Genomic DNA, 12,408 nt, shown 5'->3' on the forward strand with positions numbered 1-12,408 from the left:
TGTTTTTATTTAAAAAAAGGTCATGAGGTTTTAATTTTGTAAGATGGACAACGCAATTTCATTCCCTTGTTGCGCAGCCAGATCTTCTACCGACAAGCCTCTTGTGTCAAGAATACTTTTATTAGCACCGCGCTCCAATAAAAGCTGCAGCATTTCATTTCTTCCAAACATGGCCGCAAACATAAGTGCAGTGCCACCATTTCCATGCTGAAGATCAAGATTTGCACCATGGCTGATTAATAGTTCGGCGATATCTTTATAACCTTTGAATGCAGCTCCCATCAGTGCAGTGTTGCCACCGTTATCTTGTGCATTAACATGTGCGCCTGAGTTCAGTAATAATTGTGCAGCTTGATATTGGTTATTATAACAAGCAATAATAAGGGGACTATACCCTTTGTCATCCCGGCTATTCAGATCTGCTTTTTGGCGAATAAGTTCTTCCAGTACTTCAATATTGCCTACACGTGCGGCATGAATGATAATGTGAGCGTCCTGTATCATATAATTTTTATTTAAGTCTATTCTTATAATTATGTTTAATAACCTATTTATTGAATGTTTATAATACCTATATGTTCAAATTCAGAAGGCACTTCTTGCCAGTTTAGCTTTCACCAGGATTTCCTAATCCTGTTATATCAATAACAAACAAGATCAAATTTAGTTGCCGTGCTTCACTAAATAACAATATTTTAAATAGCACTATCTTCATCTGGATTTGAAATTACTTATTTGGCAAACGTTTTTTAGCATAGCCAGTAACAATACATTGTTCTGGTGATTTATTACCGTATTGCTGTGTTAATACTTGAAATTAAAGAGACCGTGAACTCCTCTTCGGATGGCTTGTTATTCCTGTAGAAATATTTATGAAGTAACTCATGTATTATGGAAAATCATTTGAACAACCCAGAAATTATCAATGACCTGATAAAAATTAATAATGATCGGGTGGAAGGTTATAAAACAGCATTAGATCTTTCGCATACGTTAAGTTTGGATAGCTTACAGCAATTATTTGCAAAATATGTCTTACAATCACAGCATTTTATTGACGAGCTGAAACCTTTTGTAGAAATGGAAGGTGAGCACCCCACTGAAGCAACGATGCTCAGCGGTAAACTGTTCAGAATGTGGATGAATGTGAAAGTAACCATTGCAGGGAATGATAGAAAAAGTTTACTGGAAAGTTGCGAAAGAGGAGAGGATGCTTTTAAGGACACGTACAAAAAAATTCTGGAAGAGGATAATGATCAATTGTCTGTCGAAGTGAAAAATATTCTTTTAAAGCAGTTGGATAAACAGCTGGAGGCACATGATGCCATTAAGATGTTGCGTGACGAGGTAACGTTGTAAATAATGGATGTTTAATCTCGAAACAGTAATCTCCGCTGAATAAGCGATCAGCATTATGATCATAAAAATACCCGGTCATGCCGGGTATTTTTTTATTTTAACGTTTTTAGCAAAAGCTGAATTACTTATTTCAGGCTTGTTAATGCTTTGGAATTTCTCAATAAAAAAACATATTGAAAATAATCTGTTGTAAACGTGCTCTTTTGAGGAACAATATTTTCACCAAAAACTCTCGATTTTATACTGATTAGGTGTTGCGATTTTCGAAAGGGTGAGTTCTCTGAATTTAACTTAAATAGCGTAATTGAATTTGGTTTACTCAATTCTTTTAAATCATTGATTCCCTTTACAAGTTGTAATGGACCATCTGCATTACTCCAGTCCACTCGTTCATTTTCTGGCGTGGGAAATTGCGGAATTTTAGGAAGGTACATTTCGCTGTCTAAGGTATAGCTAACAAAACTCGTGGTTTTTATACCCGATTTTTTTAGTTCAGAAGCGAATGTTGGTTTTCCATTTTCAGTTGTATTTTGCAATACGTGGAAATAACCAAAAAGACCGTAGAATTTTTCATTTTCAAGTTTTAAGCGCTTGATTGAATTCTTAAAATTAATGACCATTGCCGAATCTCTGGCCACTTTTGAATGATCATCAACATTCTTGTCAACTCCTATTACTGTAATTCTTGAAGAGTCGGTTAGCTGTTGATTATAATCGTAAATAGCATTCCATTTTTCCAAAAGCTCCTGACTTGATTGTTGCGGAATTCTTTTACGGATGGCCAATACAACGGCCTTTAAAGTTTCTTGATTTTTTAAGCTATCTGTTAGGAAATTATTCAGTTTTGCAGCTGTTATGCTATCCATTTCTGCAATGTAATATTTAAGACCCACTTTTTTATTTAAGAAAAAAAGCAACTGCCTGTCCAATGTCTGATTGTCAGCGTAGCCATGAATTTCTCCCAAAAGGAAAACCTTTGATTGATAAAAATCATCATCAAATAATTTGTCATGAATTGAATTTGTGATTTCCGTACTATTTTTCATTAGATAGCTTATATTATCCTCATTTTTAGATTCTAAAAATAATTTATTGCTGATAAAAAAATATAAAATAAAAAGCACGCAAATACTTAAAATAGTAATCGATGTGAATTTAAGGACTTTTAAAAATTTCTTCATGTGTATTTTGGTGATTTTTTGGTTCAAAAGTGTTGTCAGTAAATCGAATTCTTAAAAATAAATTACTGACTGAGGTTTTTTTGTACTGAACAGTTTTTAATTGTGATGTGTGTTAACATTACCTTGAACGGTTTGAGGTTGGCGTTTGTGCTTATTTGTTTCATTTTAGGTTTAATAATGCTATAATTTCTTGCGCTGACAAATATATGATTTTTGAATTCTCTTCACACACTTCAAGTTCTAAAAGATTATTATCGGTCCAGCGCTTAGCACTGCAAGTTCCATCTTGACAGTGGTCGGCTATAATTTTATAAAGATTTTTAAATTTTAGAGGCAGTATTTCCGGGTTGGTAAAATCACAGACGGTTACCGTCGAACAATTCATTCCATCTTGGCCATGAATGGCAATCAGATTATTTGCCGGGTTATAAAGCCATTCTTTTATATACCAAAATTCGTTGTCGCAATCCTCTTCAGAATTTTCGTCAATGCGGCATTCACTGACAAATTTATATGCTTTGTTTTTTGTGATGTTATAAATAGCATACTCCATCAGGTCGTTACCTGAAACAAAGTACTCGTTGTTATTTGAATGCCTGATATATTGATAAAATATTTTTCCAAAAGCATATCGAGTGGTATATAATTGATTGTCATGGTTATCGTACAACGTTAACCTTTGGCAACTAATTGATTTTCCATAATTGTGCGTGAGGTTATAAGAATGATTGTAATTGTCAATAGTCAATTTGATTTCGTCTGTCAAAAAATGGATTTCTTGATCGATGAAATAGTCTTTGTCAAATATGTAATTGTATTGCTCCAAATATTTTTTGTATTCAATACTGTCAGCATAATTTCTCAATCTATTGTCGTTTACGTTTGATTTAGTCAAGCCCGGTTATCGTATAAGGCATTATACACAAATATCTAAAAGTTTTATTAAACCGGGAAATCAAATGGTAATTCCTATGTCTGTCCGCATACCGCTACAAAATTTAAAAAAAAATAGCGCAGTCGGAAACAGATATAAATACTATTTGTTAAGCTATTATGATCTTAAACTCTTCTAAAATTCCCTTTCGTTATATGTTTAACAAAGTTAAAAGGGAAGTGGCTTTGGTGGCCATTTTTGGCTTAATATTTAATGGATTGACTTATATTTTGCACGACGAGCTTCCGGATATGCCCTTGGGGGTTCCTGCATTTTTAGGTACCGCCATATCGGTCTTACTGTCTTTTAAAATGAGCCAGTCGTACGAAAGATGGTGGGAAGCACGCAAAGTATGGGGCGCTATTGTCAATGACTCCCGGTCGCTCGTTATCCAGATGCAGAGTTACCTCGCTGCTGAATATGCAGGAGTGATCAAAGATATTGCTTATAAGCAGATTGCCTGGTGCTATGCATTAGGAGATTCTCTTCGTGACCTCAACCCGCTTGCAAGACCATTGGAATTGACACAGGAGGAGCTCGACCATTTACAGGAGCATCGGAATGTGCCTTTAGCAATTACCCAGATGCAGGCACTTACCATCAAGGACTTATCAAAAAAGCAGGCAATATCTGATTTTTTTCGTGTCCAGCTGGATCAGACCCTAGTGCGTTTGGTTGATGCGATGGGTAGAGCCGAACGGATCAATTCGACGGTATTTCCGGTTACTTACCGCCTTTTTCTTCACGGAGCGATCTATCTCTTTCTGATTACCCTCTCGATCGCGATACAGGATGTCAGCCCGATTTTCGAGATCCCGCTATTGGTGCTGATCGCTGCATTGTTTTTCCTGGCAGATAAGACGGCCTATAATCTGCAGGATCCTTTTCGCAATCGGCAAAGTGATGTGCCCGTAACCGCGATAGCCCGTAATATTGAAATCAATATCAAACAGTTGCTTGGAGAAGATCATATACCGGAGCCGTTGAAGCCAAAGACATTTTTTATTCTCTAATTGTGGGAATTAGGAGTTCGATCTTAAGGATAGCAGTTCCAGATTTTTAGAACTGCGAAAATCGATTCACGTATTGAAAAAAATAGGGATATAAAAGCAAGCATCGATTGGTGCTTGCTTTTCTTTGCGCATTGCTACCTTTAAAAATCATCTTAACGGATCAATGCGGCAATGAGGAGCAATCCGCTAAATTTTTGTCCCGCAGGCTTTTTATATGGTCATGAGCCTGAAGCTGCAGTATCGCCTGGTGGCGAATAAGATGCTCTGCTTCTAATGTCAGCACTTCTTTCTCTTCCAGGGTGTGCTGATACACGCGCTTATAAATGTCTTCTCTTTTTTCGCAATCGTTTAAGATGCTCTGGATCGTATTCTCCACAAAACTATTTTTGAGATCCAGCCACATGTTACGCAATTTGCTGGAAATCGTAGTGTTTATCTGTGGAAATTCACTCGCCTCATAGACAAAGGGCTTGAGGTCCGTAATAAATTGCTCCGACTGGTCCCGGTATTGCCTAAGGTACTTATCAATATCGTTGTGCGTATCTTTTGGTAACAGTTCAATATATTTGGTATAACCGGCAATTCGGTCATTATTGGCCTCTACTAAATTATTTAACAGATAGGCCTGTTCCTGCAATAAATTTTCCATCGTATATGCTCTTCATGTTTATTTAATAAACAATCTAAAAGAATGTTAGTTCATTATTTAAACTTATGGTGAATGTTAAAGGATAAAACATGCCATGAAGCTGAAAGATGATTAAGCCATCTGATTGATTTCGCGCATTTTTAAGAATTTAATCGTTATGCCCATCTGTCCGAGATGGTATAGATCATGATGGATAAGTCCTGTTACTAAATATTGGTAATCGTGTGGAAATGCAGGACCTGCATAAGGGTAGGGTGTCGATAGAAATACATCGTCTTTGCCTTCCAGGAAGTAGATGATGCTTTGTTGTGTCCCATGAAATTCCTGCAGCATATTTTTCCATCCTTTTTTTGCAAGTTCTGTATTGGTTCGCCAATTTGCGGCATCGGTCATTTCAAGTCCGCGGGGATTTCCTTGGAGACGACTGAGGACTTCCTTTCGCCATTCGATCAAATGCGACATCAATTCGGCGATGCTGTGCATGTCTGGAAGCGGACGCTCGAACGCTGTCATTTCATTTACTTCAGTAAGCTTCTTTTCGAAATTTTCATCGATCCATAGATCAGCACTTTCGATATCTCGCAATTGCTGCATCACATTAGTTATCAGTACTTTTTTCATGATTTTCGTTTTAAGTGGTGAAATACTAACTGTTATTACCCTACCTGCATCAGATCTCGACCCTCTAGCAAATATCAGTATTCATCTCATTTAGGCTCCTTTAAAGCCTTGATATTAAAGAGTACACTAGATAGTCCGCTTTTGTTCACTAACCGGGATAATAATGTTTTTATTTCAATACCGTTGTCGGTCAAACTTTGGTGAGCAGTGTTTGTTTTAATGTGAAGTGATCATAATGATATATGCTAAGTCATGATTAAAATAGCAACCTATAATATCAATGGTATTAATGGCCGTCTACCTGTATTGCTTCGATGGTTAAAGGAGGAATCTCCTGATGTCGTTTGTCTGCAGGAATTAAAGGCTCCACAGGAGCGTTTTCCTATACAGGCTATTACCGACGCTGGTTACAAGGCAGTATGGCATGGTGAAAAAAGCTGGAACGGTGTTGCTGTGCTTTCTAAATACGATATCACAGAAGTCTCACGCGTATTGCCTGGAGATGAAGACGATACCCATAGCCGATACCTAGAGGTTATTGTCAATCAGCTCGTGATCTGCTGCTTGTACCTGCCTAATGGGAATCCCTATCCAGGACCAAAGTTCGACTATAAAGTGAACTGGATAAAACGGCTAGCCAAGCGTACTAAGACCTTGTTAGCGATGGAGATTCCCGTCATCCTTATTGGAGATTTTAATATCATTCCGACGGAGATGGATACATATAAACCGGAAAAATACATTGATAATGCTTTGTTCAGAATTGAAGTCAGGAAGGCATTTGAGCATCTTATAGCTCAAGGATGGCTGGATACTATCCGGAAATTATTTCCGGATCAGAAGGTATATACCTTCTGGGACTACCTGCGGCATGCTTACAGCCGCAATGCCGGTCTTCGTTTGGATCATATTTTACTTAGTCCCTTATTGGAAGATAGACTTTTAGAAGGCGGAATCGACCGGCATGTAAGAAGCTGGGAGAAAACAAGCGACCACGCACCGGTCTGGATATGTTTAAAAGAAAAATAGGGTGAAAGCTATTCGTATTTCACTGAATGAGCTCATGAAAATAGGTAAACCGCAAGAAAAAGGTGGTGATTATAACGGCGCTTTAAAAAGCGATCGGGCAATAATTGGAAAAGTCAAAATAGTACATCTGCAGCTCTCAGTCATAATTTAGCGAAAGCATTGGGTCTCGTCGATGATAATGGTTTTCCTATTTACGAAGAACCGCAAATAATGCGCTGGCGTAAACGTTTAGCGAATTTGGAACGGAAAATAAAATCAGCAAGTGCTCCTCAAAAAAATGAAAGTTCGCTAAAAAAATTAAACTGGCGACTTCGTATCGATGTTATATGAGATCATAAAAAGTCTTTCGCTTAGGATCAGTAATTTTGGTAGCAGAAACAGTAAAATATATACCTCTTAATTGTGCGGTATTCATGAAATTTGAAATACGTATAACAATGTTTTTTCGTTATGCATAACGTTTTGCCCTTAATAAGGGCATATGAAAACTTTTAACGGCTTTAATTTGTTCTAAAGTTATGCTTTGGCTACATTAATTGGGCTTCACTGTTTAATAGTAAAGTCGAAAAAATATTCCAATTATGAAGAAAAACAGTAATTTCAGCAGAAGATTTTTTTTAAAGACCACGGGCGCCCTCACTTTACTGGCGACCCTTCCGGCTTCTTTAAAAGCGGCCTATATACAAGTGAAGCAGTTTATAGTTCCTGCCAAGCGCACAGCTCCTTTGACATTGCAGGTTAATAAAAAGCCCTATACGCTTGATTCGGATACAAGATCCACTTTGCTGGATCTTTTGCGTGAAAACCTTGGCCTTACCGGTACAAAGAAAGGCTGTGATCACGGTCAATGTGGCGCCTGCACGGTCCATGTGGATGGCGTAAGGGTTTTAAGCTGCTTGACTCTTTCTGCCTCTACGGTCGGAAAAGACGTAACCACGATTGAAGGTATTGCCGATGGTGAGCACCTGCATCCAATGCAGGAGGCTTTTATTGCATGTGATGGTTTTCAATGTGGCTATTGTACTCCGGGGCAAATTATGTCGGCTATTGCCTGTGTAAAAGAGGGACATACACAATCCATCGAGGAAATAAAGGAATTTATGAGTGGCAATCTTTGCCGCTGTGGAGCTTATAACGGTATTGTTGAATCTATTCAAAAAGTAGCGCAATCATGAAACCTTTCGAATTTATAAGAGTAACCAATACCAAAACTGCACTTTCTCATAAAAAAGATCATGTGCAGTATATCGCGGGCGGAACAAATCTGGTCGATTTGATGAAAAAGAACGTGCATCTTCCGGATACTGTTGTAGACATTAATAATGCGCTTATTCGTACAATAGATACACATGACAAAAATATTCATATCGGTGCTATGGTTCGCAATACTGAAATTGCGACCGACGCGAAGGTATTAAAGGATTTTCCGTTGCTTGCAAAAGCTGTTTTGGCTGGAGCTTCTCCGCAGATCCGAAATATGGCTTCTACAGGAGGTAATATCTTGCAACGTACCCGTTGTCCATATTTCTACGATACCACTACCGACTGCAATAAGCGTGAACCGGGTACCGGATGCAGTGCATATGCTGGAGAAAATAGGATGAGCGCCATAATTGGTTATAGTAAAGATTGTGTTGCTGTACATCCATCTGATCTCTGTGTCGCATTTGTTGCATTGGATGCTGAAGTACACGTGATCACAAAAGATCAAAAAGAGACTGTTATACCTTTTCAGGAGTTTCATCGTCTTCCGGGAAATGATCCTCATCTGGACAATAATTTACCGGATCATGCTTTAATTTCATTTATTAAAATTCCAGAAAATCCATTTGCGAAACATTGTGCTTATCTTAAGATCAGAGACCGGGCTTCTTATGCCTTTGCTCTGGTTTCGGTAGCCGCTGCACTGCACTTGGACGGTGACCGTATCGTTGAAGCTCGGCTAGCCTCTGGTGGTGTAGCACATAAACCTTGGCGCTGGCTGGAAGCTGAAGAGTTCTTGATCGGTAAAAATGCCACTGCTGCTGTATTTAGCGAGGCCGCCGCCATGATTGTCGCGGATGCGCATCCCTTGGCACAAAATGGTTTTAAAGTAGGCATGCTGAAAGGTGCTGTGGAATCTGCACTGGCACAATGCCTGCTAGCTTAATCTGTAGCAGGGAATAACGTTTTTTAATAAAAAAGAATGGGTTTTTACAAAATAATGTAAAATGAAAGACTTGAATCAACAAAATATACATATACCTGAAGGACGCGTTGAAGCACGGGATAAAGTGACAGGGAAAGGCAAGTATGCCGCCGAATATGCTGTGGATCATATGTGCTATGCTGTTTTAGTGGGAAGCACGGTTCCCAGTGGCAAAATTAAAAATATTGATCTGTCCAAAGCGAAACAAGTTAAATCTGTGCTTGGTTTTGTATCCCATCTGGAAAAACCTGCAGTTCCTGGGTTTGCGACGGAGGCGTTGATTAAAGAATCGCGTTTTGGTCTTCCTGTATTTCATACAGACACCATTTATTTCAAGGGACAGCCGGTCGTACTGGTTATGGCGGAGACACTTGAGGATGCCACTTATGCGGCATCGCTGGTAGAGGTGCAGTATGAAAAGACAAAATTTAATGTTGATTTTGACTCTACCTACGCACAGATCCCACTTCAGGAAGCGGGTAAAGAACGCGGAAATCTCGAGAGCTGGCAAGATGCACCTCATGTGGTGGAGGCCGAATATGAAATTAAAACGGAGGTACATCACCCCATGGAAATGCATGCCACGATCGCTGCATGGACTGGTACCGATCATCTAAAACTCTACGACAAGACACAGGGAGTGAATAATGTACAACAGGTGATCGCTCCTTTGTTTAATCTGAAAAAGGAACAGGTGGAGGTCATGAGCGAATTTGTCGGTGGTGGTTTTGGCTCTGGTCTACGGGTTTGGCCTCATGTGCTGGCTACCGTTATGGCAGCTAAACAAGTGGGACGTCCCGTAAAGTTAATGCTGACAAGACCGCAGATGTTTATTGGTACCGGTTACCGTCCTGCTTCCTGGCAAAGAATAAAGCTTGGAGCAGATGATCAGGGAAAATTTATAGGCATCCATCATCAGGCCCGTAATGAAACCTCGTTATACGAACGGTTTTCAGATCAGATCACACGGATAACGCGTCTGATTTATGATTTTGAACATCTTAAGACTGAGGATGCACTAGTGCCGTTAAATATCAATGCCGCGACCTGGATGCGTGGTCCCGGTGATTGTACTGGAGATTTTGCAGTTGAATGTGCCATCGATGAATTGAGCTATAAATTGAATTTAGATCCTGTAGCGATCCGAGCTAAAAATATTGCTGTAACGCATCATCCGGATTCTAAATTACCTTGGTCTTCAAATTATTTAGTTGATTGTATGAACGAAGGGGCTCAACGTATCGGTTGGGAAAAGCGGCATCCGAAACCGAATAGCATGCGGGATGGCGACTGGCATATTGGTTACGGTATGTCTGTTGGAATGTGGAATGCCGGACGAAATAAAACGAGTGCCGCCATAAAAATGAAACAAGATGGAAGCCTGATCATTCAGACTGCAATGACCGATATCGGTACAGGAACAGGGACGGGTATTAAAAATATTGCCCACGAAATAACAGGAATTCCGAAAGATAAAATAACAATCGAACTTGGTCATTCCAATCTCCCTCCAGCGCCCAGCCAAGGTGGAAGTACTGGAATGTCTTCGGTAAGCGGGGCTGTTGTGGAAGCGGTGCGTCAGCTGAAAGAAAAGCTGTTAACCTATGCCGCTCAACATGACCAAAAGTTCAAGGATGTACAGGCAGATGCCTTAGTGCTGTCTGAAACTGGTTTGTCTTTGAAAAATGATACAACAGCAACTATTCCTTTGGATACCTTGTGGCAGCAAAATAACTTAGATGAATTAGTGGTAGAAGCGACCTCAGGTCCCGGTGAAGAGCGTAAGAAATATGCTTTTTGCTCTTCTGCTGCTCATTTTTGCCAAGTAAGGGTCAATGTGAAAACGGGAAAGGTCATGGTGACAAAAATGGTCTGTGTGGCCGATGGAGGTAAAATTGTGAATGAAAAAGCGGCAGCCAACCAGATGTCAGGTGCAGCTGTCGGCGGCATCGGAATGGCACTTATGGAAGAGCGCCTGCTGGATACGCGGATCGGTGGAGCTATTGCTGATGATCTGGCAGGCTATCATTTTCCGGTTAATGCCGATGCACCAATAATTGATGTCAGTTTTATCGGTAAATCAGATCCTTTTATCAACCCGACTGGGGCTAAAGGTTTAGGTGAGGTGGGAATTATTGGAACGGCCGCTGCAATTGCGAATGCCATTTATAATGCTACGGGCAAAAGATTACGCAGTTTACCCATTACTCCAGATAAAATATTAAGTTAATCAAACACCTTAATTGATGTTGTTTAAATTTTTGTAAAATAAGTGTTTAACGAGTTATTGAATTTTGTTTGATGAGTGAATTAAAAACCATAATTGCCGCATACGATACCGCTGAATCGCAGGGTTATAAAACGGTGCTAGCTACCGTTGTTAAGGTAGAGGGTTCATCCTACCGGATGCCAGGTGCACGCATGCTGGTATCTGAATATGGAGAGATGACGGGAGCGATCAGTGGGGGATGTCTCGAAGGTGATGCACTCCGCAGGGCGATGCTAGCGCTCCAGCAGCAAACTAATAAATTGGTAACTTATGATACCACAAATGAAGCCGATGCAACCCTCGGTATACAATTGGGCTGTAATGGTATTGTACATCTACTATTTGAATATATTGACCCGAGCGATCCTCAAAATCCGATTGCCTTATTAAAAAAAACAACCGATAAACGGGTACCAGCACTTGTGGTCACGATCTGCTCATTGGATCGCTATGCTGAACAGCCCGGTACATGTGGTATACGACTGAAAAATGAAACCGTTTTAAGAACCAATCCGCTTATTGCAGGTGAAGATATGCTTGCTTATATGGAGCAGGTAAGCAGAAGTAAGGCCACGATGCGAACGGTTTTAGAATATAAAAATGTGGATTATGAGCTATTATTGGAATACCATATTCCGCCCATTCATATGGTACTAGTAGGGGCAGGAAATGATGCACAGCCCGTAACGGCGATGGCGGCTATGCTTGGCTGGGAAGTCAGCATTGTTGATGGTAGGGCCAGTCACGCAACAGTTGATCGTTTTCCTGCAGCAAAACAAGTGATCACTGCAGCTGCCAGTGAGTTTTTGCATCATATTGATATCGATGCCTATACCGCAGTGGTTTTAATGTCGCACAATTTTAATTATGACAAAGATGTTCTCAAGCATTTACTACAGACATCTGTTTCTTATATTGGCTTATTAGGACCTAAAAAGCGGTTTGAACGTTTGCTTAACACATTACAAGAAGATGGTTGCATCATAGAAGAACCGCAGCAGGTAAAAATGCATGGTCCTGTTGGTCTGGATATCGGAGCTGAAACCTCGGCAGAGATAGCACTCTCGATTATTGCGGAGGTCAAATCTTTTTTACACCGACGATCAGCTGCATCACTTCGTGACCGTACAGCTAAGATGCACGAGAATATTCCAATCCTTTAACC

12 protein-coding genes are annotated in these 12,408 nt (G+C 39.9%); 7 read left to right on the top strand and 5 right to left on the bottom strand.

The annotated features are described in order from the left end of the window. Positions 1 to 30: 30 nt before the first annotated feature. Positions 31 to 555, bottom strand: coding sequence for an ankyrin repeat domain-containing protein (locus tag JAZ75_RS19405; protein WP_208702545.1), 525 nt, complete (start codon positions 553 to 555; stop codon positions 31 to 33). Positions 556 to 891: 336 nt separating this feature from the next. On the opposite strand from JAZ75_RS19405, the gene JAZ75_RS19410 reads away from it, so the two are divergent. Continuing rightward, positions 892 to 1,359, top strand: a complete 468-nt coding sequence (locus tag JAZ75_RS19410) for a PA2169 family four-helix-bundle protein (RefSeq protein WP_208697745.1) — start codon at positions 892 to 894, stop codon at positions 1,357 to 1,359. Between the two features lie 125 nt (positions 1,360 to 1,484). Here the strand turns inward: JAZ75_RS19410 and JAZ75_RS19415 are convergent, their stop codons facing one another. Both JAZ75_RS19415 and JAZ75_RS19420 read right to left on the bottom strand, forming a co-directional pair. Next, complete coding sequence (locus JAZ75_RS19415) at positions 1,485 to 2,405, bottom strand: hypothetical protein (protein WP_232789272.1); 921 nt, start codon at positions 2,403 to 2,405, stop codon at positions 1,485 to 1,487. Positions 2,406 to 2,700: 295 nt separating this feature from the next. After that, positions 2,701 to 3,435, bottom strand: coding sequence for a hypothetical protein (locus tag JAZ75_RS19420; RefSeq protein WP_208697749.1), 735 nt, complete (start codon positions 3,433 to 3,435; stop codon positions 2,701 to 2,703). 194 nt (positions 3,436 to 3,629) lie between these two features. Here JAZ75_RS19420 and JAZ75_RS19425 point away from each other — a divergent pair, with 194 nt between their 5' ends. Beyond that, positions 3,630 to 4,487, top strand: coding sequence for a bestrophin family protein (locus JAZ75_RS19425; protein ID WP_232789273.1), 858 nt, complete (start codon positions 3,630 to 3,632; stop codon positions 4,485 to 4,487). Between the two features lie 160 nt (positions 4,488 to 4,647). Here the strand turns inward: JAZ75_RS19425 and JAZ75_RS19430 are convergent, their stop codons facing one another. Next, positions 4,648 to 5,136 carry a PA2169 family four-helix-bundle protein gene (locus JAZ75_RS19430; protein ID WP_132839959.1) on the bottom strand — a complete coding sequence of 163 codons (489 nt, stop codon included), beginning with the start codon at positions 5,134 to 5,136 and terminating at the stop codon, positions 4,648 to 4,650. 111 nt (positions 5,137 to 5,247) lie between these two features. Beyond that, positions 5,248 to 5,757, bottom strand: coding sequence for a DinB family protein (locus tag JAZ75_RS19435; RefSeq protein WP_208697751.1), 510 nt, complete (start codon positions 5,755 to 5,757; stop codon positions 5,248 to 5,250). A 252-nt stretch (positions 5,758 to 6,009) separates the two neighbouring features. Between JAZ75_RS19435 and xth the strand changes: the two genes are divergently transcribed. From xth to JAZ75_RS19460, 5 genes are all read left to right on the top strand, one after another. After that, positions 6,010 to 6,786, top strand: a complete 777-nt coding sequence (gene xth, locus JAZ75_RS19440) for an exodeoxyribonuclease III (protein WP_317192271.1) — start codon at positions 6,010 to 6,012, stop codon at positions 6,784 to 6,786. Positions 6,787 to 7,367: 581 nt separating this feature from the next. Further along, a complete protein-coding gene (locus tag JAZ75_RS19445; protein WP_183913171.1) occupies positions 7,368 to 7,961 on the top strand; it encodes a (2Fe-2S)-binding protein in 594 nt (197 codons plus the stop codon). After that, the gene (locus JAZ75_RS19450; RefSeq protein ID WP_183913169.1) at positions 7,958 to 8,935 is read left to right on the top strand and encodes an FAD binding domain-containing protein; all 978 of its coding nucleotides are present in this window, start codon (positions 7,958 to 7,960) and stop codon (positions 8,933 to 8,935) included. The genes JAZ75_RS19445 and JAZ75_RS19450 overlap by 4 nt, the downstream gene beginning before the upstream one ends. A gap of 61 nt (positions 8,936 to 8,996) precedes the next feature. Beyond that, the gene (locus tag JAZ75_RS19455) at positions 8,997 to 11,204 is read left to right on the top strand and encodes a xanthine dehydrogenase family protein molybdopterin-binding subunit (RefSeq protein ID WP_208697752.1); all 2,208 of its coding nucleotides are present in this window, start codon (positions 8,997 to 8,999) and stop codon (positions 11,202 to 11,204) included. Positions 11,205 to 11,275: 71 nt separating this feature from the next. Then, positions 11,276 to 12,406 (top strand): XdhC family protein, encoded by a 1,131-nt coding sequence (locus JAZ75_RS19460; protein WP_208697755.1) that lies wholly within the window; start codon positions 11,276 to 11,278, stop codon positions 12,404 to 12,406. Positions 12,407 to 12,408 lie beyond the last annotated feature (2 nt).

This window comes from Sphingobacterium sp. UDSM-2020, from assembly GCF_016132525.1.
GTDB classification, from domain to species: Bacteria; Bacteroidota; Bacteroidia; order Sphingobacteriales; family Sphingobacteriaceae; genus Sphingobacterium; species Sphingobacterium anhuiense.